The sequence below is a fragment of the Actinomycetospora cinnamomea genome, assembly GCF_003096675.1.
Taxonomy (GTDB): domain Bacteria; phylum Actinomycetota; class Actinomycetes; order Mycobacteriales; family Pseudonocardiaceae; genus Actinomycetospora; species Actinomycetospora cinnamomea.
Genome location: NZ_QEKW01000013.1, coordinates 39,097 through 62,694 on the forward strand (window position 1 = coordinate 39,097; position 23,598 = coordinate 62,694).

General features: G+C 77.0%; 24 protein-coding genes and 1 pseudogene. 6 read left to right on the forward strand and 19 right to left on the reverse strand.

Annotated features, from left to right (window positions below; all coding sequences use genetic code 11):
• Positions 1–40: 40 nt before the first annotated feature.
• Genes C8D89_RS20840 through C8D89_RS20855 form a run of 4 tightly spaced genes read right to left on the reverse strand, consistent with a single transcriptional unit; the run spans position 41 to position 5,839 of the window.
• Positions 41–1,150 (reverse strand): acetate/propionate family kinase, encoded by a 1,110-nt coding sequence (locus tag C8D89_RS20840; protein ID WP_116710061.1) that lies wholly within the window; start codon positions 1,148–1,150, stop codon positions 41–43.
• A complete protein-coding gene (locus C8D89_RS20845; protein ID WP_116710160.1) occupies positions 1,150–3,651 on the reverse strand; it encodes a phosphoketolase family protein in 2,502 nt (833 codons plus the stop codon). The genes C8D89_RS20840 and C8D89_RS20845 overlap by 1 nt, the downstream gene beginning before the upstream one ends.
• Before the next feature lie 8 nt (positions 3,652–3,659).
• Entirely contained in the window at positions 3,660–5,063 is a 1,404-nt protein-coding gene (locus C8D89_RS20850) for a wax ester/triacylglycerol synthase domain-containing protein (protein WP_133251995.1), read from the reverse strand.
• An 11-nt stretch (positions 5,064–5,074) separates the two neighbouring features.
• Positions 5,075–5,839 carry a universal stress protein gene (locus C8D89_RS20855; RefSeq protein WP_165825845.1) on the reverse strand — a complete coding sequence of 255 codons (765 nt, stop codon included), beginning with the start codon at positions 5,837–5,839 and terminating at the stop codon, positions 5,075–5,077.
• Between the two features lie 172 nt (positions 5,840–6,011).
• Here C8D89_RS20855 and C8D89_RS20860 point away from each other — a divergent pair, with 172 nt between their 5' ends.
• From C8D89_RS20860 to C8D89_RS20875, 4 genes are read left to right on the forward strand one after another with little or no spacing between them, the layout of a single operon-like run.
• Positions 6,012–6,293: a hypothetical protein gene (locus tag C8D89_RS20860; RefSeq protein ID WP_116710064.1), complete on the forward strand. Its 282-nt coding sequence runs from the start codon at positions 6,012–6,014 to the stop codon at positions 6,291–6,293.
• A 22-nt stretch (positions 6,294–6,315) separates the two neighbouring features.
• Positions 6,316–9,147: a cation-translocating P-type ATPase gene (locus C8D89_RS20865; RefSeq protein ID WP_243418274.1), complete on the forward strand. Its 2,832-nt coding sequence runs from the start codon at positions 6,316–6,318 to the stop codon at positions 9,145–9,147.
• Positions 9,144–10,220 (forward strand): NAD(P)-dependent alcohol dehydrogenase, encoded by a 1,077-nt coding sequence (locus tag C8D89_RS20870; protein WP_116710162.1) that lies wholly within the window; start codon positions 9,144–9,146, stop codon positions 10,218–10,220. Before C8D89_RS20865 ends, C8D89_RS20870 begins: the two co-directional genes overlap by 4 nt.
• Entirely contained in the window at positions 10,217–10,645 is a 429-nt protein-coding gene (locus C8D89_RS20875; protein ID WP_116710065.1) for a pyridoxamine 5'-phosphate oxidase family protein, read from the forward strand. Before C8D89_RS20870 ends, C8D89_RS20875 begins: the two co-directional genes overlap by 4 nt.
• A 63-nt stretch (positions 10,646–10,708) precedes the next feature.
• Here the strand turns inward: C8D89_RS20875 and C8D89_RS20880 are convergent, their stop codons facing one another.
• Positions 10,709–11,149 (reverse strand): universal stress protein, encoded by a 441-nt coding sequence (locus tag C8D89_RS20880; RefSeq protein WP_116710163.1) that lies wholly within the window; start codon positions 11,147–11,149, stop codon positions 10,709–10,711.
• Positions 11,150–11,336: 187 nt separating this feature from the next.
• Between C8D89_RS20880 and C8D89_RS20885 the strand changes: the two genes are divergently transcribed.
• A complete protein-coding gene (locus C8D89_RS20885; protein ID WP_133251996.1) occupies positions 11,337–11,546 on the forward strand; it encodes a hypothetical protein in 210 nt (69 codons plus the stop codon).
• Between the two features lie 88 nt (positions 11,547–11,634).
• Here the strand turns inward: C8D89_RS20885 and C8D89_RS30445 are convergent, their stop codons facing one another.
• The 9 genes and pseudogenes from C8D89_RS30445 to C8D89_RS20930 all read right to left on the reverse strand — a co-directional run bounded on the left by C8D89_RS30445 (position 11,635) and on the right by C8D89_RS20930 (position 18,591).
• Positions 11,635–13,491 (reverse strand): hypothetical protein, encoded by a 1,857-nt coding sequence (locus C8D89_RS30445; protein WP_243418275.1) that lies wholly within the window; start codon positions 13,489–13,491, stop codon positions 11,635–11,637.
• An 88-nt stretch (positions 13,492–13,579) separates the two neighbouring features.
• A pseudogene (locus C8D89_RS31195) lies at positions 13,580–14,143 on the reverse strand (DUF222 domain-containing protein); the annotation flags it as partial.
• Between the two features lie 169 nt (positions 14,144–14,312).
• Positions 14,313–14,810 (reverse strand): universal stress protein, encoded by a 498-nt coding sequence (locus C8D89_RS20900; RefSeq protein WP_165825846.1) that lies wholly within the window; start codon positions 14,808–14,810, stop codon positions 14,313–14,315.
• Positions 14,807–15,301 (reverse strand): universal stress protein, encoded by a 495-nt coding sequence (locus tag C8D89_RS20905; protein WP_116710069.1) that lies wholly within the window; start codon positions 15,299–15,301, stop codon positions 14,807–14,809. Before C8D89_RS20905 ends, C8D89_RS20900 begins: the two co-directional genes overlap by 4 nt.
• The gene (locus tag C8D89_RS20910; RefSeq protein ID WP_116710070.1) at positions 15,294–16,241 is read right to left on the reverse strand and encodes a universal stress protein; all 948 of its coding nucleotides are present in this window, start codon (positions 16,239–16,241) and stop codon (positions 15,294–15,296) included. The genes C8D89_RS20905 and C8D89_RS20910 overlap by 8 nt, the downstream gene beginning before the upstream one ends.
• Complete coding sequence (locus tag C8D89_RS20915) at positions 16,238–16,684, reverse strand: CBS domain-containing protein (protein ID WP_116710071.1); 447 nt, start codon at positions 16,682–16,684, stop codon at positions 16,238–16,240. Before C8D89_RS20915 ends, C8D89_RS20910 begins: the two co-directional genes overlap by 4 nt.
• Positions 16,685–16,693: 9 nt before the next feature.
• Positions 16,694–17,176, reverse strand: coding sequence for a universal stress protein (locus C8D89_RS20920; RefSeq protein WP_116710072.1), 483 nt, complete (start codon positions 17,174–17,176; stop codon positions 16,694–16,696).
• Between the two features lie 135 nt (positions 17,177–17,311).
• On the reverse strand, positions 17,312–18,142 hold the full coding sequence (locus tag C8D89_RS20925) for a universal stress protein (RefSeq protein WP_116710073.1): 831 nt from the start codon (positions 18,140–18,142) through the stop codon (positions 17,312–17,314).
• Between the two features lie 14 nt (positions 18,143–18,156).
• Positions 18,157–18,591, reverse strand: a complete 435-nt coding sequence (locus tag C8D89_RS20930) for a CBS domain-containing protein (RefSeq protein WP_116710074.1) — start codon at positions 18,589–18,591, stop codon at positions 18,157–18,159.
• Between the two features lie 184 nt (positions 18,592–18,775).
• Here C8D89_RS20930 and C8D89_RS20935 point away from each other — a divergent pair, with 184 nt between their 5' ends.
• The gene (locus tag C8D89_RS20935; RefSeq protein ID WP_116710075.1) at positions 18,776–20,047 is read left to right on the forward strand and encodes a DUF4010 domain-containing protein; all 1,272 of its coding nucleotides are present in this window, start codon (positions 18,776–18,778) and stop codon (positions 20,045–20,047) included.
• Positions 20,048–20,082: 35 nt separating this feature from the next.
• Here C8D89_RS20935 and C8D89_RS20940 read toward each other — a convergent pair whose 3' ends face one another.
• From C8D89_RS20940 to trxA, 5 genes are all read right to left on the reverse strand, one after another.
• Complete coding sequence (locus tag C8D89_RS20940; protein ID WP_116710076.1) at positions 20,083–20,538, reverse strand: RDD family protein; 456 nt, start codon at positions 20,536–20,538, stop codon at positions 20,083–20,085.
• A 12-nt stretch (positions 20,539–20,550) separates the two neighbouring features.
• Complete coding sequence (locus C8D89_RS20945) at positions 20,551–21,441, reverse strand: alpha/beta fold hydrolase (protein ID WP_116710077.1); 891 nt, start codon at positions 21,439–21,441, stop codon at positions 20,551–20,553.
• Positions 21,438–22,019 (reverse strand): universal stress protein, encoded by a 582-nt coding sequence (locus C8D89_RS20950; protein ID WP_133251999.1) that lies wholly within the window; start codon positions 22,017–22,019, stop codon positions 21,438–21,440. The genes C8D89_RS20945 and C8D89_RS20950 overlap by 4 nt, the downstream gene beginning before the upstream one ends.
• 102 nt (positions 22,020–22,121) lie before the next feature.
• A complete protein-coding gene (locus C8D89_RS20955) occupies positions 22,122–23,120 on the reverse strand; it encodes a zinc-binding alcohol dehydrogenase family protein (RefSeq protein ID WP_116710079.1) in 999 nt (332 codons plus the stop codon).
• A 16-nt stretch (positions 23,121–23,136) separates the two neighbouring features.
• Positions 23,137–23,586 carry a thioredoxin gene (gene trxA, locus C8D89_RS20960; protein ID WP_207787344.1) on the reverse strand — a complete coding sequence of 150 codons (450 nt, stop codon included), beginning with the start codon at positions 23,584–23,586 and terminating at the stop codon, positions 23,137–23,139.
• Positions 23,587–23,598: the final 12 nt, after the last annotated feature.

The window sequence follows — 23,598 nt, forward strand, 5'->3', positions numbered from 1 at the left end:
CGCCCGACCCGTTGGGCCCCGTCCGGCCCGTCCGAGGGGCTCAGCCCAGCACCGCCCGCACCTCACGGGCGATGACGAGGTCCTCCCGGGCGTGCACGACGACGGTGCGGGCGCCGGCGTCGGGGGCGGAGACGTCGCCCTCGGCACCGCCGACCGCCGCCGCGTCGGCGTGCGGGTCGACCGCGAGCCCGAGGAAGCGCAGGCCCCCGACGACCCGCTGCCGCAGCGCCGGGGCGTTCTCCCCCACCCCGCCGCTGAACGCGAGCACGTCCACGCCGCCGGCCGCCGCGGCCATCGCGGCGAGCTGCGCGCACGCCCGGTGCACCCAGACGTCGACGGCGAGGACCGCATCCGGGTCGCCGGCGTCGGCCGCCGCGAGCACATGGCGCATGTCGGGGTCGCCGGCGAGCGCCGCCAGGCCCGAGGCGTGGTCCAGCGCGTGCTCGACCTCGGCGGGCGGCACGCCCGCGTGCACGCTGAGCCAGGCCACCGCGGAGGGGTCGAGGTCCCCGCAGCGGGTCGCCATGACCAGCCCGGCGGTGGGCGTGAACCCCATCGTCGTGTCCACCGACCGGCCGCCGGACACCGCGCACGCCGAGGCGCCCGAGCCGAGGTGGGCCACGACCACCCGCAGCTCCTCGAGCGGCCGGCCGACGATCTCCGCCGCGCGGGCCGACGCCCACGCGTGCGCCAGCCCGTGGAAGCCGTAGCGGCGCAGGCCGTACTCGGTGCGCCACCGCGCCGGTACGGCATAGGTGCTGGCCGCCGCCGGCATCGTGGCGTGGAAGGCGGTGTCGAAGCAGGCCACCGACGGCACGTCGGGCAGCGCCTCGGTCATCGCCCGCAGGCCGGCGACGGCCGGGGGCTGGTGCAGCGGCGCGAGCACGATGAGCCGGTCGATCCGACCCACGACGTCGGCGCCGACCACCACCGGACCGGTGAAGTCGGCGCCCCCGTGCACCACCCGGTGGCCGACCGCGTCCACCCCGCCGGCCTCGTGGGCCAGCCGCGCCGCGGCCTCCTCCAGCTCCCCGGCGGCGGGTCGGCCCCGCGGTGCATCGAGGTCCACCCGGTGGGCGACCGTGTCGTCGGGCTCCACCACCCGCAGCTTGACGCTGCTGGACCCCGCGTTGAGGACCAGGACGCGCATCAGCGGACGTCGGCCATGGGGTCGTGCTGGTCGGGCCCGGTGCGCACGTCGTCGGGGAAGTCGGAGGCGGTGTCCGCGGCGGCGCCGGGCCGCCCCGCCCGCCCGTCCGGTTCCCCGGAGTCGGTCCACACCCAGTCCCGCACGTCGGGCCGGTCCTCCCCGTGACGCCGGGTGTACTCGCGGCAGGCGAGCCGCTCGTCGGCCATCCGCTGGCGCAGCCCGGCGTGGCGCACCCCCAGCCCCGGGACACGGTCGATCACGTCCATCACGAGGTGGAAGCGGTCGAGGTCGTTGAGCATCACCATGTCGAAGGGCGTGGTGGTCGTGCCCTCCTCCTTGTAGCCGCGCACGTGCAGGTTGGGGTGGCCGGTGCGCCGGTAGGTCAGCCGGTGGATCAGCCAGGGGTAGCCGTGGTAGGCGAAGATGATCGGCTTGTCCGGCGTGAACAGGGCGTCGAACTCGCGGTCCGGCAGCCCGTGCGGGTGCTCCGTCGGGTCCTCGAGCCGCATCAGGTCCACGACGTTGACCACGCGGACCCTGAGGTCGGGCAGGTGGCGGCGCAGCAGGTCGACCGCGGCCAGGGTCTCCAGCGTCGGGACGTCCCCGGCGCACGCCAGCACGACGTCGGGCTCGGCGGAGTCGTCGTTGCTGGCCCACTCCCACACCCCGAGCCCGCGGGTGCAGTGCGCAACCGCCTCCTCCATCCCCAGCCACTGCGGCGCGGGCTGCTTGCCGGCGACGATGACGTTGACGTAGTCCCGGGTGCGCAGGCAGTGGTCGGCGGTGGAGAGCAGGGTGTTCGCGTCCGGCGGCAGGTACACCCGCACCAGCTCGGCCTTCTTGTTCACGACGTGGTCGATGAAGCCGGGGTCCTGGTGGGAGAAGCCGTTGTGGTCCTGGCGCCACACGTGCGAGGTGAGCAGGTAGTTCAGCGAGCCGATCGGGCGCCGCCACGGGATGTCGCGGGTGACCTTGAGCCATTTGGCGTGCTGGTTGAGCATCGAGTCGACGATGTGGATGAACGCCTCGTAGCAGGTGAACAGCCCGTGCCGGCCGGTGAGCAGGTAGCCCTCCAGCCAGCCCTGGCACATGTGCTCCGAGAGCATCTCCACGGCGCGGCCCGCCGGGGCCAGGTGGTCGTCACCGTCGACGATCTCCCCGTCGAACTGCCGGTCGGTCACCGCGAAGACGTCCTGCAGCCGGTTCGAGGCGATCTCGTCGGGCCCGAAGAGGCGGAAGTTGTCGGGGTTCTGCCGCACCACCTCCCGGACCCAGCCACCCAACACGCGGGTGGCCTCCGCGACGGGTCCACCGGGGCGGTCGACGGCGACGGCGTGGTCGCGGAAGTCGGGCAGCCGCAGGGCGCGCAGCAGCTCGCCGCCGTTGGCGTGGGGGGTGGCGCTCATCCGCCGGTCGCCCCCGGGGTGCAGCGCCGCGAGGTCGGGACGCAGCTTGCCGCCGTCGTCGAAGAGCTCCTCGGGCCGGTAGGAGCGCATCCACTCCTCGAGCTGGGCCCGGTGCTCCGCGTTGTCACGGGTGCCGGCCAGCGGCACCTGGTGCGCGCGGTAGGTGCCCTCCACCTGCTGCCCGTCGACCTCGCGGGGCCCGGTCCAGCCCTTCGGCGTCCGCAGGATCAGCATCGGCCAGCGCGGGCGCGGCACCGCACGGCCCGCGGCCCCGTCCTCGGCGGCCTCGGCGGCCTCGCGGCGCAGCGCGGCGATCTCGTCGACGATCTCGTCCATGGTGTCGGCCATCCGCCGGTGCACCGCGGCGTGGTCGGAGTCGAGGCCGGCCTCGACGACGTAGGGCCGGTACCCGTAGCCGGTGAACAGCGCGAGCAGCTCGTCGTCCGGGATCCGCGCCAGCACCGTCGGGTTCGCGATCTTGTAGCCGTTGAGGTGCAGGACCGGCAGCACGGTGCCGTCGTGGACCGGGTGGCAGAACTTGTTCGCGTGCCACGCGGTGGCGAGCGGCCCGGTCTCGGCCTCGCCGTCGCCGACCACGCACGCCACCAGCAGGTCGGGGTTGTCGAAGACGGCACCGTAGGCGTGGGCCAGCGAGTAGCCCAGCTCACCGCCCTCGTGGATCGAGCCGGGGGTCTCCGGCGCGACGTGGCTGGGGATCCCGCCGGGGTAGGAGAACTGGCGGAACAGCGTCCGCAGCCCGTCGGCGTCCGCCGTGACGTGGGAGTACCGCTCGGTGTAGGTGCCCTCGAGGTAGGCGGCGGCCACCACCGCCGGACCGCCGTGCCCCGGCCCCGACACGAACAGCGGGTCGAACTCGCCGCGGCGGGCCACACGGTTGAGGTGGGCCCACAGGAAGGTCTGCCCGGGCGTCGTCCCCCAGTGCCCCAGCAGCCGCGGCTTCACGTGCTCGGGCGCCAGGGGCTCGCGCAGCAACGGGTTGTCGCGCAGGTAGATCTGGCCCACCGCCAGGTAGTTCGCCGCGCGCCACCACGCGTCGAGCAGGGTCAGGTCGTCGGAATCACAGTCGCCGCTCATCGCCACGGTCACCGGTTACCCACGACGATCGACACCGGGACACCGGACATCCGGTGGAGCTCCCCGCGCAGGGCGTCCGCGAGGCCCCCGGGGTCGCCGACGGCGTCCGGGTCGACCACGACGGCGACCGTCAGTGTGCCGGCGTAGGACAGGGCCTCGAAGGACACGGTGACGTTCCCGCTCTCCCCGACCGCCAGCGGGACCACGGCGCGGACCGTCGCGCCCGCCACGGTGACCGCCGTCCCCGGCCCGCGGACGTGGGTGACCAGGGTGTGCATCCGGTGCTGGTGGGCGAGGTACCGACGGTAGCCCCCGAGGGTCGCGACCAGGCGGAAGAGGCCGGAGAGCACCGCGATCGGCGGTGGTCCGGCGGCCGCGCCCGACCGCAGCTCCCGGCTCCGCATCGCGACGGCGGCCAGGCGGGTGGCCGGGTCGCCGGCTGTCGGCACGGCCACGACCATCGGGCTGACGGCGTTGCCGCCCGGCGCTCCCGCCGCCGACCGGCGCGCGGAGACGGGCACCGCGACCTGCACGGTGGCGGGCGCCGCCTCGCCGCGGTCGGTGAGGACCCGGCCGAGGGCGCCGCCGACGGCGGCCAGCAGGGCGTCGTTGGTCGTCGCCCCGTGCCGGTGGGCGTGCGCGCGCAACGGCTCGCGCTCGACCCGCACCACCGCCACGGCCCGCCGCCGGCCGGTCGGGGCGAGCAACGAGCACGGGGCCGCGCGGGCCGGTCGGAGCCCGCCGGCGGCGCCCAGACCCGTGCGCAGCGCCCGCCAGGCCGACGCCACCCGCCCGACGCCCCGCAGGCGCCGCGCGAGCGCGTCGCGGAGGAGCAGCGGGGCCGCGGGACGCGGTCGCGGGAACCCGCCGTCGTGCTCGGCGGGCTCGAGCTCGGGCTCCGGCTCGAGCAGCGCCGCGAGCAGGCCGAGGCCGCCGAGACCGTCGGCGAGGGCGTGGTGCAGCACGACGACGAGCCCGACGCCGCCACCGGCAGGCGTCCGGAGGACGACGACCCGCCAGAGGGGCGCGTCGCGTGGGAGGGGGGTCATGATCGCGGACAGGGCGGTGTCCACCACCGCGGCCTCGTCGCCGGGCGGGGCGCACGTCAGCTCCTGGACATGGCGACGCACGTCGAACGCGGGGTCGTCGACCCACAGCGGCGTCCCGCAGCCCGGCGGGGCCGCCCGGAGGCGCTGCCGCAGCCGCGGCACCGCGGGCAGGCGCCGGACGACCAGCTCGCGGACCGTTCCGGTGTCGAGCGCGGTGCCGATCGGGGTGCCGACGGGGGTGCCGACGGGGGTGCTGCCTGCGGTGCCGACCTCGAGGACGACGCCGAACTGCTGGGGCACCGGGCCCGTGTCCATCGCGAGGAAGGCGAGGTCGGTGGCGCCGGCGCGCTCGACGACCGCCATGGACTCCACCGTCAGTGCTCCCGCCGGGCCGTGGCCGCCCGCTCGGCGCCGACGCCGGCCAGCGGGATCGGTGGCACGACCACCACGGGGCACACGGCGTGGCGGACCACGTCGGGGGTGATCCGGTGGTGGAACCACGCGTGGTCGACGCCGAGCACGAGGACCTCGGCCCCACGGGCCCGGTCGACCAGCGCGCGGTCGACGTGGTCCTCAGCGACGACCCGGACCGCGCCCAGCGCCACGCCCCGTCGCTGCGCGCGGTCGGCGGCGTAGCGCCACGCGCCCTCGCAGCCGGGCGTGCCGTCATCGCCGACGATCACCGGCGCGTGGTCCCCGTGGGGACCGAAGGGGTCGTAGTCGACGGGCACGACGACCAGGGGGACGTCGATGTGACCGGTCAGCCCGCGGACGACGCCGCCGAGCAGGCGGTCGCCCACCCGGCCGAGCCCGTCGCTGCCGAGGACGACCAGATCCGCGTCCCGGGCCTGCGCCCGCAGCACCGGCACCGGGCTCCCGCGGATCACCCGGGTCTCGATCTCCAGGTCCGGCGCGACGTCCCGCGCGATCGCCGTCGCGGCGAGCAGCGCGTCCCGGCCGCGGCCACGCAACGCCGGGGGGACGGTCAGCCCCCACCCGGGGTGGTGACCGACCGGCAGCACCAGGGCGTGCACCAGCCGCAGCCCGAGGTCGCCGTCCCGCGCCTCGGTCGCGGCCCAGCGCACCGCGCGCTCGTCGGGCACGAACCCGACCCCGACGACCACCACACCACGGGTCACGACCCACCTCCGCGCGTCCGGCCGGAACGGCTCCGACCGTGCCCTCCGGGGCCGCGCGGGGGCAGGGGCGCAGGCCCCGACGGGGAGGGACGTCCGGCGCGAGGCGGGTGACCTCCGGCCCTCGCCGCGGGGCCGCTCCGCCCGCTGGGCTGGAGCCCGGAGAGGAGCCGTCATGGACACCGTGCCCGAGCGTCGACCCACCGAGACCTTCGACCTCGTGACCCGGGTCGTCGCCCTCCGCCGCCGGGGGGTGCCGCGGGTGACGCTGCTGGCCGCGCAGGACCAGGCATGGACGTCGCTGCACCACGAGCCCCACCGCGACGTGCGCCGCACCCTGACGTGGGTCCTGCGCGCGATCGACGGCGGCGAGCACGACGACGTGCGCCTCGACGCCGCCCTGCGCGTGGCGGCACGCGACCTCGGCCGGCCCCCGTCGTCCGGGTACGCGCGGTGACCTCCGTCCGGTCGTCGGCCTGGTGAAGGACCTGGGCCGTCACGTCGCGGAGGTCGACGGGGGGCCGCTCGACGAGGCGGTCGACCTCGACGCCCCGCTCGACCGTCTCTGGCACGAGCTGCGCTCGGGCCCCGAGGGCCTGGACGAGCGCGACGCCGCGCGACGCCTCGAGGTGCAGGGGCCGAACGCCCTGCCCGCCCGCGGCCGGGCGTCGTGGCCGCGCGCGCTCGCCCGCCAGCTCGTCCACCCCCTGGCCCTGCTGCTCTGGGCCGCGGCGGGCCTGGCGCTGCTGGCCGGCACCCCCGTCCTCGCGGCGGCGGTCGCCGTCGTGGTCGTGCTCAACGCGGGGCTCGCATTCTGGCAGGAGCAGCACGCCGAGCACGCCGTCGCCGCCCTCGAGGCCTACCTCCCCGCACGCACCCGGGTGCTGCGCGGCGGCGTCGCGCGGGAGGTCCCGGCAGCCGAGGTGGTGCGCGGGGACGTCGTGCTCCTCACCGAGGGCGCCGCCGTCCCGGCCGACGGGCGTCTGGTGACCGGCGCGGTCGAGGTCGACATGAGCGCGCTGACCGGGGAGTCGGTGCCGGTCCCCCGGCGCGCGGGGACGCACCCGCCCGCTCCGCTGCTCGAGGCCCCGGACCTGGTGTTCCGTGGCACCACCTGCACCGTCGGCTCCGCCCGCGCCGTGGTCACCGGCACCGGGGCCCACACCGAGATCGGGCGGATCGCCGCCCTCACCGGGCACGTCGGCCACCACGAGAGCCCGCTCGAGCGGCAGGTGCGACGCGTCGCGTGGCTCATCGCCGCCGTCGCCGTCGGCACGGGGGCGGCGTTCCTGCCGATCGGGCTGCTCGCGGGGCTGTCGTTCACGGCCGCGCTGGTCTTCGCGATCGGGCTGCTCGTGGCCAACGTGCCCGAGGGGCTGCTGCCGACGATCACGCTTGCCCTCGCCGCCGGGGTGCGCTCGCTGGCCCGTCACGGCGCCGTCGTCCGGCGGCTCTCCGCGGTCGAGACGCTGGGCTCCACGACCGTGATCTGCACCGACAAGACCGGGACGCTGACCGAGAACCGGATGCGTCCGCAGGCGTTCTGGACCGCGGCGAGCGGGCGGCGCGACCCTCTCGGTGACGCCGGGCTCTCCCCCGCGCTGGCCCGGGTCGCGCAGCGCTGCAGCGAGGCCGACCTGCCCGACCCCGGGCGGGGCGCCGGCTCGGGAGACCCGACCGAGCTCGCGCTGCTCGCCCTCGCCGCCGCGGCCGGGCTGGACACCCGCGCCGGCACCCGGCAGCGCGACCGGCGCGCCATGCACCCCTTCGACCCGGTGCTCACCCGTATGTCGACGGTGGACGACACGCCCGAGGGCCTCGCGGTGCACACCAAGGGCGCCGTCGAGGCGGTCCTCCCCCGCTGCACCAGGGTGCGCCGCGCCGGCTCGGCGGCTCCGCTCGACGCGGCCGGCCGCCGTGAGGTCCTGGCGGCCACGGGCGAGCTGGCCGCCGACGGGCTGCGGGTCCTCGCCCTGGCCTCCCGGCCCGCGACGGCGGCCGATCCCACCGCACCGCGCGAGGAGGTCGAGTCCGGCCTCGTGCTCGAGGGGCTGGTCGGTCTCGTCGACCCGCCCCGTGCCTCCGTCGCCCCCGCGGTCGCCCGCTGTCACGCCGCCGGGATCACGGTGCACGTCGTCACCGGCGACCACCCCGTCACCGCCGCGGCGGTGGCCCGCTCGGTGGGCATCGGGGTCGGCGGCCTGCGTGTCGTCGGCGGCGCGGAGCTGGCCGGCCTGCGCGAGAACGAGCTCGACGCCCTGCTCGCCGCCGGCGACGAGATCGTGTTCGCCCGCGTCGCCCCCGAGCAGAAGCTGCGCATCGTCGAGGCGCTCGAGCACCTCGGCGAGGTGGTCGCGGTGACCGGCGACGGCGTCAACGACGCGCCCGCCCTGCGCCGCGCCGACATCGGCGTGGCCATGGGCGCGTCCGGCACCGACGTCGCTCGTGAGGCGGCCACGATGGTGCTCACCGACGACGACTTCGCGACCATCGAGCGCGCCGTGGCCGCGGGCCGGCGGGTGTACGAGAACGTGCGCAAGTTCGTGGTCTACATCTTCGCCCACGCCGTGCCGGAGATCGTGCCGTTCCTGCTCTTCGCGCTCTCGGGGGGCGCGATCCCCCTCGGGCTGACCGTGCTGCAGATCCTCGCGATCGACCTCGGCACCGAGACGCTCCCGGCGCTCGCGCTGGGCCGCGAGCCCGCCGAGCCCGGGCTGATGGAGCGTCGCCCGCGGCCCCGCTCCGAAGGCGTCATCCGCCCCCGCATGCTCTGGCGGGCGTGGGGGCTGCTGGGCATCACCTCCGCGGTGCTGACCACCGGCGCCTTCCTGCTCGTCCTCCTGCGCGGCGGCTGGACGCCGGGTGCGCCGACCGGTCCCGGCACCGCCCTGCACCCGCTCTACCTCGAGGCGACCACCGCCACGTTCGTCGGCATCGTCGCCTGCCAGATCGGCACCGCCCTCGCCGCCCGCACCGAACACGCCTCGCTGCGGTCGGTCGGCCTGGGCAGCAACCCGCTCCTGTGGTGGGGCATCGCCTTCGAACTGCTCGTGACCGCCGCCGTGGTCTACCTGCCGGTGGGCCAGCAGATCGTCGGCACGGCTCCGCTCGACGCGGCGACGGTCGCCCTGCTGCTGTGCTGCGCCCCGGTGGTCTGGGGCGTCGACGAGCTCGACCGGTGGCGCCGCCGCCGGTCCGCGCCCACCTCCGCGCCCACCTCCCCGCCCACCTCCGCGGCTACCTCCGCGCCCACCTCCCCGCCCCCCTCGACACCCGCACCCGCACCCGCACCCGAGAGGAGGACGCCGTGAAGGCCTGGCGTCTGAACGATTGGAAGTCCGACCCCGTCCTCGTCGACGTCGAGCGGCCACGGCCCGCGACCGGCGAGGTGCTCGTCCGCGTCGGCGGCTCCGGGGCGTGCCACTCCGACCTGCACCTCATGCACGAGTTCGGCCCCGGCATCCTGCCCTGGGGGCCGCCCTTCACCCTCGGCCACGAGGTGGCGGGGTGGGTCGAGGAGCTCGGCCCGGGCGTGGGGGACGGCGTGGACCTCGAGCCCGGCCGGCCGGTGGCCGTCTACGGACCGTGGGGCTGCGGGCGGTGCGAGCGCTGCCGCGCCGGCGCCGAGACCTACTGCGAGGACCTCGCCTCCGCGCCGGTCCCCGGCGGCGGGGGCGGGCTCGGGCTCGACGGCGGGATGGCCGAGTTCATGCTGGTACCGGCCGCGCGACACGTCGTCCCGCTGCCCGACGGGCTCGAGCCCGCGGCGGCCGCGCCGCTCACCGACGCCGCCCTCACCCCCTACCACTCCATCCGCCGTTCCTGGCCGAAGCTGACTCCCGGCAGCACTGCCCTGGTCATCGGGATCGGGGGCCTCGGGCACATGGCGCTGCAGATCCTCGCGGCCACCACCGCGGCCCGCGTGGTCGCCGTCGACACCCGACCGGAGGCCTTGGAGCTGGCGCGGACGGCAGGGGCCGACCTGGCGCTGCTGGGCGACGGGGACACCGCCGACGCGATCCGGCGCTTCACCTCCGGGCGGGGTGCGGACGCCGTGTTCGACTGTGTCGGTTCCGACGCCACCCTGGCCCTCGGGGCCGCGGTGGGACGGACCCTCGGCGACCTCACGATCATCGGACTCGCCGGCGGCACGCTGCCCGTGGGGTTCTTCGGCGTGCCCTACGAGCTCTCGGTGCAGACGACCTATTGGGGCACTCGGCCCGAGCTGGTCGAGGTGCTCGACCTGGCCGCGCGCGGCCTGATCCACACCGAGATCACGACCTTCCCGCTCGAGGGGGCACTCGACGCCTACCGGGAGCTCGAGCAGGGCACGATCACCGGGCGCGCGGTCGTCGTCCCCGACACCGAGGGGCGCCGGTCGTGAGCGCCGTCGAGCACGCGGTCGTCGACCAGCTCGGCACCGCCGAGGCGCGGGCGCTGTTGATGACCGCCGAGTTCGGGCGGCTCGCGTTCATCGACGGTCACGGACCCACCGTGGAGCCGTTCGCGTTCGCCTTGGAGGACACGGCTGAGGACACCGCGATCGTCATCGCCGTCGGCACCGGCAGCGGGGCCCGGGCCGCGGTCGGGCAGACGGTCGCGTTCGAGGTCGACGAGATCGACCCGGTCCGGCGGACCGGCTGGTCGGTGGTGGCGGTCGGGACGCTGCACGGCGCCCCGGCGACGGTCACCGCTCGCCCCGAGCCGTGGCCCGACCCCGACGGGGAGCTGGTACTGCTCCGGCTTCCGGCGGAGCGACTGACCGGCCGGCGCCTGCGCCGCGAGACCCGGCGCGCGGGGCGCCGGTAGCGCACTCGCCCGTCAGGACGCGAGGGTGAGGCTGCCGGTCGACGGCAGCGCCAGCCCCTCTCGTCAGGCGGGGCGACCGCGGACGACGACCACGGGGCAGGGTGCGTGGTGGACGCAGTAGGACGCCGTCGAGCCGAGGTGCATCCCGGGCAGGTCGCCGCGTCCGTGGCTGCCGAGGACGAGCATCTGCGCGTTCTCGGCCCGTTCACCCAGGACGAGCGCCGGGCGTTGCTGCACCAGATGCTTCTCGATCTTCACGTCGGCCGCGGACTCCTGGACCTCGGCGACGGCGCGGTCGAGGACGGCGCGGGCCTCGCGGGCGTAGTCGGCCTCGGTGTAGCTGGGTACGAGCATGATCGTGACGGGGACCTCCCAGGCGGTCACCGCGTGCACCTCGGCCCCGGTGAGCCTGGCCATGTCCGCCGCCCAGCGCAGGGCTTCCACGCTGCGGACGGAGCCGTCGATCCCGACGACGATGGGGCCGGGGTGTTCCTGCTCGTTCATCGCGTGCCTCCGCTCCAGGGTCCTCTCGGACGAGCGAAACACGGTCCACTGCCGGCCCGGGAGCGGCCGCAGGCCCTCGTCCACCGGGCCCGGGGGATCGGTGCGCCGCGATCGTGCGCCGCGGCCCGCCGGGACCTCCGACCCTGTCGGGCGCGTGCCTCCGGTCCTCGACTGCGGGGGACGAGACGTGAGGAGGTCCACCATGTCCTGCTGGTGCGGCCACGGCCCGTGGCACCACTACGGCTACGCCTACCCGATGCCGGTCTACCCGGCCGCGCCGTACCCGCCGCCGGACCGGGACCGGTCGGAGGGCGATCTGGAGCGTCGTCTCGCCCACCTCGAGGAGGAGCTCGGGCGCCTGCGGGAGGAACTGGCGGCGCAGCGCCGCAGCTCATGACCATCGTGCGGGGCGATGCCCGCCCGGTCACGCGGTGAGCAACCCGCGGCTACCGGGCTGACCGCGCGTCGCGTCGACGCGCCTCCACTCAGAACGGCGGGGGGTCGTCGGTGGTGTCGTCGGTGGTGGGGGGTGGGGGTCGGCGTCTGGTGGTGTTGCTCGGGCGTGGTCTGGGTCGGCCGGTGGCGGTGGTGGGCCACCGTTCGGGGGCTTCGGCTGCGGCCCGCTCGGTTTCGGCTCGCTCGGGGTCGGTCCAGCGGGTTGCGGTGGTGCCGTCGGTTCGGTCGCTGGGGGTGTCGGGGCCCCAGCCGTCGTCGGGCAGGGGCCGGGGGTGGGCGGCGGGGCGGGGCGCGGGGAGCGGTTCGATGATCGGCTTGGGAGTGGTGGTGTGCTTGACCCCGGCGCGGGTGCGGATCTGGAAGTGTCCGGGTCGGGGTTGGCGGACCCGCCAGCCGCCGTGGTGTTTGGCCTTGTGGTGGTGGCGGTCGAACACGCCGAGGTTCCAGTGCGCGGTGGGGCCGCCGCGGGCGCGGTCGTGGGTGTGGTCGAGCTCGGCGCGGTGGGCGGGGCGCCGGCAGGCGGGCGCCACGCAGTGGCGATCGCGGACCCGGACCCACCGGTCGGTCTCGGCGCGTGGGCGCCGGCGGGCGTGGTCGTCGGCGGTCTCGGGTGGCGGCGCGCCGAGGCGGGCTCCGAGGCCGGCGAGTCGGTGGTGGAGCTCGGTGAGCAGGGGAGCCCACGGGCCGTGCTCGTCGGGGTCGAGGGCGGCCAGCAGCGTCGTGGGGCCCTGGAGCTCGACGATGGCACGACACGGCGCGTCCGGTGGGCCGGCCCGGTCGGGAGGGCGCCGGTCTCGGCGGGGCCGGCGGGGTCCGGGTGGGTGGGGTCCGGGTCGGCGGTGGGCGAGCAGGACGTGGTGGAGGCGTCCGTGGTCGTCGGTGAGCACGATGCGCCACTCGCCGTCGCGGCGTGCGTGGAGCATGGTGCGGGCGTGGTGGGCCAGGACGTTGCCGTAGCCGGGCACGGTGGCCGGGTACTGGTCGAGCCCGAGCGCGGTGGACAGCCGCAGGCGCAGCTCCGAGGTCCCGTCGCGGATCCGCCCCGGGCGGGGATCGGGCCCCTCGATCATCGGCGGCAGACCGGACTCAGCAAGATCGGGCTCCGACAGATCGGGCTCAGAAAGATCGGGCTCGGGAAGACCGGGCAGGTCCAGGACTCCCTGTTGCTCGACCGCCGGGTCCGTCTCGGTGTCGGTCTCGGTGTCGGTCTCGGTGTCGGTCTCTGTGTCGGTCTCGGCCTCGATGTCGGCCTCGGTGTCGGCCTCGGTGTCGGCCTCGGCCATGTCGTCGCCCGCCGCGTCGTCGTCGGCGTCGTCGTTCGCGGCGTCATCGCCGGACCCGTGCTCGGCCGGGTCCTTCTCCTCGTGGTCGGGGTCGTGGTACCCGGTCTCGCCGGGGCGATGGTCGTCGCCGGCGGCGCCACCGTCACCTGGCGCGGCGTCCCCGCGGCCGCCGTCACCGCCGCCGCCGCGCCTCGAGCCGGTGGCCGGCCCGTCGCCGGGGCCGCCATCGTCGTCCGGCCCGTCGTCCGGCCCGTCGTCCGGCCCGTCGTCCGGCCCGTCGTCCGGCCCGTCGTCCGGCCCGTCGTCCGGCCCGTCGTCCGGCCCGCCGCCCGGCCCGCCGTTCGGGTCGTCGTCGGGCCCGTCGTCGGGGTCGGGGTCGGTGGGGCCGGCGGGTGGGTCGTCGGGCCCGTGGTCGGGCCCGGGGCTCTCGTGCCCGGCGTTGTGGTACTCGGTGGCCAGGACCACCGCGACGGCGCGGTCGTCGAGCCCGGCCACCGAGCCGTCGAGCAGGCGAGCCGCGACCGCGGCGCGCAGCGCGCCGACCGGGGTGAGCACCCCGAGGTGGCGCACCGCCGCGGTCAGGGCATCGACCCGATCGCGCATGGCCAGCCCCGTCGGGACCGCGACGTCGCAGACCGACAGCGTCGCGGTGCCCGACGGGTTTGGGCGACAGGATCACCCGCGCGTTCTTCTCCGCCCGCCGCGCCCGCCGCGCGGCCCATTGCGGATCCAGCGCGGTCGCGACCTGCTCGATGCGCCGGATCAGCTCCCCCACCGGCAGCGTCGGGGCCTCGGGCAGCAGCACCTGACACACGTGGCGGGCGTGGTCCTCGGCCAGATCCCGGGTCCACTCACACAACCGCACCGCCTTGGGCTCGTCGAGCCGGCCCTCCCACAGCGCCTCGCCCACCGCGGGCAGCCGGTCGATCAGGTCGTCGGCCAGGTCGAGCTTGCGGCCGGCCATCGCCCGCGACCACCCCAGCACCGCGCACACCTCGTCGCCGGAGAACTCGTCGAGCCCCGGGCGCCGCTCGGTGCGCCCGTCCTGCGCGCGCCCCAGGTGGTGCATCCCCTCGAGCAGCCGCGCGGTGCCCCGGTTCTGCACCCGCGCGCACCCCCGCACATAGGCGGCCAGATCCTCTCCGGTCAACGCGGCCGGCGACAGCCGCTCGAGCGCCGCGACCAGCTCCGGGCCCGGCGACAGCGCGTCCAGCCCGGCCGCCGGGCCGGGCCGCACGCGCTGATCGATACCCATGTCGATGACGCTAGGCCCACCCCCCGACACCGACCGCCGCTGCGCGGCCCTCCAGACCCCCGCCCGGATCACAGAACGATAACGATCCCCTCCTCACGTGGGGCGCGACCGAGGACGCGCGAGCCGGCCCACGACAGCCGCCATCACCACGGCGGCGGGCCGATCGGATCTACGCCGATGTGGATCGGGGCACTGCCGCGCGATGGGCGCGGTCCGGGGGGACGACCGTGACCGGGCAGCGGCCCCGCAGGACGCAGCCGATCGCGACGGGACCGGTCAGGCGACCGTGGGCGGCGCCGCGGCCACGGTGCCCCACGACGAGGAGGTCGGCGCCCTCGGCGGCGTCCACGAGCACGTCGACCGGCGGTCCCCCGACCGCGACGACCTCGATCGCCGCCTCCGGCACCGGGGCCGCCACCGCGCGCCGGGCGGCGACCACCTCGTCCACCAGGCCGCGAGCGCGCGCCGTCGCCCCGGGACCCGGGTCGGGCGGCGCCGGCCGCCGCTCGAGCGCGAACAGCTCCGCCCAGTAGTCCGTCGGCACGTAGGCGACCACGACGCGGACGCCCACGTGCCGTCGCGCCGCCTCCGCGAGGGCGTGGTGCAGCGCGGCGCGGGACCCGTCGGAGCCGTCGACACCGACCACGATCGCCGGGCCGCCGCTCACGGGGCGGCCGCCGTCGCCGCCCGGTCCTGCAGGACGCTCGCCGCGGTCGGCCTCGCCCGCACCACCGTCACCGGGCACGGCGCGTGCAGGACGCAGCCGAGGCCGACCGAACCGAGCAGGGCCGAGGCGACGGGCCCGCGGCCGCGGTGCCCGACCACCAGCAGGTCGGCGTCGCGGGCCGCGTGCACCAGCACCGAGGTCGGCCGGCCGAGCCGCGCCCGGACCTCGACCGACACCCGGTCGCCCTCGACGCCCGCCAGCACCTCGTCGACGTGCTCCCGGGTCCCCCGGGCGGTCCTCTGACGCACCGCCTCGGGATTCACCGGCATCGACTCGACGTCGAGGGCGCCGATCGCCGGGGGCTCGGCGGCCGCGATCGCCAGGACCCGGCCACCGCGCCGGCGCGCCTCCTCCACGGCGTACCGCAGCGCGGCGTCGGCGTCGGTCGAACCGTCCACGCCCACGAGCACGACCGGTCGTTGGTCAGTCATCTCCGTATCCCTCCGTCTCGTCCGGGTGGCCCGGTGTCGCGTCGCCGGGGACGACGACCACCGGGCACGGCGCGCGCAGCACGGCGCCGTGGGCGACCGAGCCGAGCAGCCACCGCGCGAACGCCCCGTGACCCGTACGCCCGACCACGACGACCGGGGCCGCGATCTGCTCGGCGACGTCCACCACCGCCAGGGTCGGGTCCTCCGCCCGCACCACCACCTCGATCGACGGGACGGGGTGGCGGCGCCCGTACTCGCCCACGACCCCGCCGACGAACTGCTCGACCCGCGGTCGCAGGCTCTCGCGGACGGCCGTCAGCGTCGTCGCCGGGAGGGGGCGGAACCCGACCGTCGAGGGTGGTGGCGCAGCTCCGGTGACCGCGACGACGTCGACCCGGCGGCGCAGCGCATCGGCCAGCGCGTAGCGCAGGGCGGCCGCGGAGTTCTCCGACCGGTCGATCCCGACGACGACGGGGCCGTCGGGCCCGGCCGCCCGGGGACGCACCACCAGCACCGGGCACGGCGCCAGGGCGAGCAGGCGCACGCCGGTGGAGCCGAGCACCGCGCGCCCGACCATCCCGCGCCCGCGGTGGCCGACGACCAGGAGCTCCGCCCCGCGCGCGGCGTCGGCGAGCACCGGCGCGGGCGACCCCGCCCGGACCCGGACCTCGAGCGGGACGCCGCGCAGGGCCTCCGAGAGGTGCAGGGTCGCCTCGGCGACATACCGCTGCGCCTGCTCGAGCACCGCGGCCGCCATCCGGTCCGGCTCGAGGACGTCGGCGTCCCCGTCCCCCTCCGCCCACGACCCCGGGGCGGCGTAGGCCAGCATCGCCGTGACCCCCACGCCGCGGCGGGCGGCCTCCTCGACGGCCGCCACCAGTGCGCCGGCCGCCGTCGTCGATCCGTCGACGCCGACGACGACGCCCGACGCCGCGGTCATGCCCGCGGCCCTCCCGAGAGGAGCGCCGCGAGCAGGCCGGTGGTGGTCACGACCCGCAGCAGCGCGCCGTGGCGTGCCCGCACCGGCAGGGCGGGCAGTCCCGTACCGAGCAGCCGGTGACCCGCGTGGCGCAGGGAGTCGTCGGCGGCGAGCACGTCGACCCCACAGGGTCGGTCCAGGACGTCGTGCACGGTCCAGCGGTGCTGGACGAGGGGCCCACCGGCCGGCCAGCGCTCGGCGAGCGCCCCGGCCGTCACGACCGCGAGGGGCCTCCCGTCGCGCACGACCACCCCGACGTGGTCCTGGTCCTGGTGCAGCCGCGCCCAGGCCTCCGGCAGCGGGGCCGACTCGGCGAGCGTGGTCGCCGGCCGGGCGACGGTGTCCACCGGCGCGTCGAGGTCGATCGCGGGCACGGCGTCCTCCAGCGTCGTCGTGTCCGACACCTCGGCTCCTCAGGCCGCGACGGGCTCGGGGACCACGGTGACCGGGCACGTCGCGTGCAGGACGCAGCCCAGGCCCACCGAGCCGAGCACGACGCTGCCGAACGCGCCGCGTCCGCGGTGTCCCACGACGAGCTCGTCGGCCTCCCGCGAGATGTCGACCAGCACCTCGGCCGGCCGGCCGGGCAGGGCCTCGACCGAGACCTCCGGCGGCGTCCCGTCCCAGGCCGTCTCGGCGAGGACCTCGTCCACCATCTGCCGAGCCGCGGTGTACTCCTCCTCGCGCAGCGCGTCCGGGTCGGGCAGCGGAATGCCCGCGGAGGCCCCGTAGCTCCACGCCGCCCACACCTCGGGCGGGTCGTAGACGGCCACCGCTCGCACGCGGTCGCCCCGGCGCATCGCGGTCCGGATCGCCTCCTGCAGGGCGCGTCGCGAGCCGCTCGACCCGTCGATCCCGCAGACGATGACACCCTGCCGGGCGCCGTTCTCGGTCATGGTCTCCCCTTCCTCCTCGCGCGGCTCGCCGGCCGCCCCACCACGATCGTCTGGCGGCGCCCCGCGGGGCCAGAGCCGGACGGTCCGCCCGGCGTCCCGACCGCGCGGGGCGAAGGTCCCGATCAGGGCGCCGGGTCAGGAGGAGCGCGGCCACCAGGAGCGGCGGGGCGGTCCCGGCGGCGGGACGACGAGGACGGGACAGCGGGCCCGCAGGGTCACCGGGGCGACGGGCGACGCCGCCACGGACGCCAGCACCCGGCCGCGTCCGGAGCGGCCGAGCACCAGCAGGCGGGCGCGCAGCGACAGGTCGACGAGCTCGAGGGCGGGGTCGCCCTCGGCGACCTGCACCTCCACCGGGACGTCCGGGTGGGTGACGTGCCAGGCGGACAGGCGGTCCCACCAGTCCCGGCGCTCCTCGGCGACCGCCTCGGCCTGGTCGTCCCGGGTCGCCGGCAGCGCCCGCTCGGGGTCGCGGACGCGCACGGCGAGCAGCGGCGCCCCCCGTTGCGCCGCGGCGTCGAAGGCCGCGTCGACGGCCTCGTCCGAGGTGCGCGGGGCCAGAGCCAGCACCACGGGACCGCGCGTGTGGGACGGCTCGTCCGGGACCACCGCCACCGGCTCGTAGGCCGTCTCCACGAGCTCGTCGACACCGGCCAGCCGCTGGGGCACGACGAGCATCCGGGCCCCCGCGGCGGCGCGAGCGAGCCGGTCGACGAGCGCCGGGCGGCCGGCGAGAGCGGCGAGCGCCCGGTCGAGAACCCGGCCGAGCAGCTCGGCCGGCCCACCCGCGGGACCCGGGGGCGCGGGGTCGACGAGGATCTCCACCCGCGCCCCGGTGCGGCCCGCGTGCCGGCGGGCCCAGGCGACGACGGCGTGTCGCCCCCGACCGGGGGGCGCGTAGGCACGCACCACCGCCGCCGCGGGGGGGTCGGGCGCGCCGGGCCGCGGCATGTCGGCGGTGTGCACGGACCCGTCCCGTCTCACCCGAGGTCGTCGAGCAGGAACCTGACCACGTCGCGCATCGAGACGATCCCGGTCACGGGGCCGTTGTCGGGGTCGTCGCGCTCGCCGGGGCCCCGCACGAGGACGTGGCGGACGCGCGCGTCGACCATCAGGCGCCCGACGTCCGCGACCGACGTGTCCTCGCCGGCGGTCACCAGGTCGACGGTCATGAGGTCGGTCGCCTGGGTCTCGAGGTCGCCGCCGGAGGCGAGCACCGTGACGAGGTCCCGCTCGGAGATCAGCCCGATCGGCTCGTGGCCGTGCTGGACGACGACGACACCGATCTCGTCGAGCGCGAGCTCCTCGGCGACGTCCTGCAGGGTCGCGTCGGGCTCGACGGTGGCGAGGTTCCGGTCGACCACCTCCCGGACCGCGGTGGTCGCGGCGGCGGACGGCGTGCTGGTCGGGCTCATCGCTCCTCCTGGGGCTGCGGGCTCGCCGCACACGCTGCCGCGCCCGCGGCCGCGACCGGCAGGGACGACGGTCCGCCGCGCCCGGGACCTCCGTCGCCGGCACCACGACCCGCGACCCTGGCCGGTCGCCTGCCGCCCGTGCGGCACTACGGGGCACCGCGTGCCGAGGGGAGGGGCAGCCCGGGTGGACACCGTCACCGCACTCGCGCACGTCGGGACGGCCCTGGCGATCGGGCTCCTGGTCGGCCTGGAGCGGGAGCACAGCGCGCGCCACGACCTCCCCCGCCCGTCCGCGGGCGCCCGCACCTTCGCGCTGCTCGCCGTGACGGGCGCGGTGGCGACGGCGCTGGGCGTCGCGGTCCTGGTCGCCGGCCTGGCGGCCGTGACGGTGCTGATGGTCGTCGGCTACCTGGCCGCCGTGCGCACGGCCGCGGAACCGGACCTCGGGGCCACCACCGAGGTCGCCGCCGTGGGCACCTACCTGCTTGGCGCCCTCGCCTGGACCCGGCCTTCGTGGGCCGTCGCGATCGGTGTGGGCGTCGTCGTCGTGCTCGCGGTCAAGCGTCCGCTGCACGACTTCGCCACCCGCCTCGTCACCGACCAGGACGTCGGGGACGCGCTGCGGCTGTTCGTGGTCGCCCTGGTCGTGCTGCCGCTGCTGCCCGACCGGCCGCTGGGCCCCTACGGGGTCCTCAACCCCTCGCGGATCTGGCTGCTCGTGGTGGCCCTCACCGTCGTCGGCTGGGTCGGCTACGTCGGCGTGCGCGCGCTGGGCGAGCGGATCGGGCTGCTGCTCGTGGGGTTCCTCGGCGGGTTCGTCTCCGCGTCGGCGACGACGCTGGTCCTGGCCCGCCGGCGGCGGCGCGGGGAGGTGGCGCCGGCGGTGATGCCGGCGGTGCTCGCCGCCAACGTCGCCACCCTGGTGCAGCTGGTCGTGGTGGTGGCCGTCGCCTCGCCCGCGGTGGCGCTGCGGCTGCTCCCGGCGGCCGGGGCCGGGGTCGTGGTCCTGCTGGCCGAGATCGCCTGGCTGTGGCGCCGAACGGCCGGCGCGCCTGCTCCGGCCGAGGACCCGCAGACGCCGGCGGACGAGAACCACCCCGCGGTGCGCCCGCTCTCGCTCACGGCCACCCTCACCCTCGCCGCGCTGCTGGTGGTGCTCCTGCTCGGCACGCGGCTCGCCGCCGAGCTCGCCGGCAGCGGTGGGGTCGCCGTCGCCGCGGTGGTCGGGGGGCTGGCCGACGCCCACGCCGCGTCGGTGGCCGCCGCGACCCTGGCCGGCACGGTCATCCCGGTCGCGACGGCGGCGGCCGCCGCCGGCCTGGCGCTGGCCGCCAACACCGCGACGAAGCTCGCCCTGGCGCTCGCGGCGGGCGGCGCCCGCTTCGCCGGCCGGTTGACCCTCCTGCTCGCCGCCCCCGTCGCGGCGGTCGCGACCGGGATCGCCCTCGTCCCGTGACCCCGGTACCGACGGGCCACGACCGAGACGCGACCTCAGCGCGGCGTGCGCACGACCAGCGTGCCGGCGGCCATGTCGCCGAGGCGCCGGCGGTTGCGCGAGGTCAGGACGGCGACGAAGGCGACCAGGTAGTTGAACAGCCCGTCGACGAGCCGGAGCACGGTACGCACGGCCGCCTTGCCGAGGCCCGGCAGCGCGCCGTTGCTCCCGTCGATGACGCGGATGTCGCAGACGAGCTTGCCCACGGTCTGGCCGAGCAGCCCCTCCATCAGCACGTAGTAGCCGACGACGGCCACGCCGTAGGCGACGTTCGCGGCGACCGGCATGTCCGCTCGCCAGGACCACGGTCCGGTCGGGACGATCGTGCCCGCCACGACCGCGAGGGCGACGTAGGCCAGCCCGAACAGCAGGCCGTCGACGAGGGTGGCCACCACCCGCCGTCCGGTGACGTGGGTGGTGGTGGTCTGCGGGTCGGTCGGGGTCGTGGCCATGTCCGGTTCCTCTCACGACGCCGGGGCGTCGGGCTCGGGCAGCTCGTCCTCCGGCGGCGTGCCCTCGACGAGGGGCCGGAGCGGACGTTCGGTCAGGACGTTGGTGAGGATCTCGGTGAAGGCGTCGGGGTCGGTGATGAGCCAGCTGTGGGTGCCCTCGACGGTGCGCACGACGTCGTCCCCCAGCGCGAGCCGGAGGGCCGCGAGCGACGCCTCGGGCAGGACGCGGTCCTGCCGGCCCCACACGACGACCACCGGCAGCCGTCGGCGCCGGAGCTCCTCCAGCTCGTGCCGCAGGTCGGCGGTCCGCGCCAGCTCGGCGACCCTCCAGACCGCCAGCGGGTTGCGCAACGCGTTGGTGGCCGCGTCCGAGACGATCACGGGGACGACCCGGCCGAACGGCCCGCCGGGGTCGAGGTCGGCCTGCAGGTGCAGGCCCCAGTCCCACCACGGCCGCTCGGACATGAGCCGGGGGCCGGCGGGGCCGGTGGCCCACACCGCGCCGCCGATGCTGTTGACCAGCACGAGCCGGGACACGACGTCGGAGGCGTCGTGGGCGAGCCGCACCGCGACCCCGCCCCCGAACGAGTGCCCGACGACGGTGACCGGGCCCTCGACGCCGACGCTCTCGAGGAACCGCACGACCCAGCGCGCATAGCCCGCCAGCGTGAACTCCGCGGCGGGCAGCTCGTCGGACCCGCCGAAGCCCGGCAGGGCCGGCGCCACCACGCGCGCCCCGCGGGCGGCGACCTGCGCGAGACCGGTGCGGTAGGACGCCGGGCTCAGCGCCCACCCGTGCAGGAACAGGACGACGGGTCCCTCCCCCGCGCTCCACCAGACGGCGCGACGCCCATCGACGCGCCCCTCGTGCCGGCGACCGACCGGGCCGCGCCGCTCGCTCACGACAGCCTGCGCCGACCGGCGGGCGGCACGACGGTGACCGGACAGGTCGCGTGGCGCAGGCACCACCAGCCGACGGATCCGAGGGTCGCGGTCGCCGCGAGACCCCGGCCACGGTGGCCGAGGACGAGGCGCGCGGCCCCGGTCGACGCGGCCGTGAGCACCGGTCCCGGGTCGCCCGCCACCGCCCGCACGACCACGGGGGGCTCGGACACGCCGGGGTGCTCGACGCGGTCCGCGGCGAGCACCTCGTCCACGACGGCCCGGGCCGCGGCCTCGGCGGCGGCCGCGACCTCGGCCCGCTCGACGGCGATCGGGATCCCGACGATGGCGGCGAGCTGCTCCGGGGAGACGAAGGCGGTCACGACCTCGAGCGTCGCGTCGCGGCGCCGGGCCTCCGCGAGCGCATGCCGCAGGGCCGCACGGGCCCCGACCGAGTCGTCGAGCCCGACCACCACACGTTGGTCTCGCCGGCCGCCGTCGACGTCCGGCGCCGCGGTCGTCGCGGCCTCCGCGAGCTCCGTCGCGGTCCCCGTCGCGTCCTCCTTCACGTCCCCCGCCACGTCCCCGGTCGTCGTCATCACGCGCCTCCCCTCGCCGACGTGCGGCTCAGGCTCGGGCGACGTCACGACGGCCGGCAGGGCCCAGGGTCCCGATCGGCGGCACCCCTGGGTCCCCGCCGGTCAGGGCACGAGGACCGCCGCCCCGGTGATCCGGTCGGCCGCGAGGTCGGCGAGGGCCTCGCCGGCCTTCTCCAGGGGGTAGGGCACGGTGGTCACCTCGAGGTGGTGCTCACCGGCGACCCGGAGGAACTCCCGCGCGTCCGCCCGGGTGTTCGAGGTGACGCTGCGCAGCGTGCGCTCCTGGAACAGGTGGCGCTGGTAGTCGAGCACCGGGACGTCGGTGAGGTGGATGCCGGCGACGGCCAGCGTCCCGCCCCGGTCGAGGGCCTCCAGCGCCGGCGGCACCAGCTCGCCGGCCGGCGCGAACAGGATGGCCGCGTCGAGGGGCTCCGGCGGCGGGTCGGCGGCGCCCTGGGCCGACGCGGCACCGAGCCGGCGGGCCAGCTCCTGCGCGGCCGGGTTGCGTGTCATGACGTGCACCGTCGCGCCCTGGGCGAGCGCGACCTGGCTGGCCAGGTGCGCGCTGCCGCCGAACCCGTAGACGCCGAGCCGGCCGCGCGCAGGCAGTTCGGCGCGCTGCAGCGCGTGGAAGCCGATGATGCCCGCGCAGAGCAGCGGGGCGAGCTCGGCGTCCGTGTAGCCGTCGGGCAGGTGGTGCGCGAAGTCCGCCGGGACGGTCGTGTAGTCGGCGTAGCCGCCGTCGGCGTCCCAGCCGGTGTAGGAGGACGCGGGGCAGAGGTTCTCGGCGCCGCGGCGGCAGAAGCGGCACGTCCCGCAGGTCCGGCGCAGCCAGGCCACGCCCACCCGGTCACCCTCCACGAACCCGGCGGCACGGGCGCCGGCGCGGACCACGCGACCGACGACCTCGTGGCCGGGCACCACCCCGGCGCGGTGCACGGGCAGGTCGCCCTCGGCGACGTGCAGGTCGGTGCGGCACACCCCGCACGCCAGAACGGCGACGAGCAGCTCGTCCGCCCCGGGCTCGGGGACGGCCGCGTCCACCAGCTCCAGGGGCCCCTCGGACGCCGGACGTGGGCGGGTCACACGGAACGCGCGCATCTCTCGTCCTCTCACCTCAGGCGCCGGCGGCGGCGCCCTGGCCCCCCAGCTCCCCGGCGACCCAGGCTCGCAGCGGCCCCGGACCGAGCGCGCCGACCCGCCGGGCGACGACCTGCCCGTCGCGCAGCAGCACCAGCGTCGGAATGCTCCGCGCGTCGAGGCGGGCGGCGACGGCAGGGGCGCGGTCGACGTCCACCTTCACCACCTTGAGCCGGCCGGCGAACTCCTCGGCCACGGCCGCGACCGCCGGCGCGACCATCCGGCAGGGTCCGCACCAGGCGGCCCACAGGTCGACCAGGACCGGCAGGCGCGCCCGTTCGGCCACGGCGCCGAAGTCGTCGTCACCGGCGTCCACCAGCCACGGCAGGGGCGTGCGGCACCGGCCACACCGGGGGCTCCCCGGGGCGTCACGGGCGATGCGGTTGGCCTGTCCGCAGCGCGGGCAGGTCACCGGGGCGTCGGCCACGACTCGATCCCC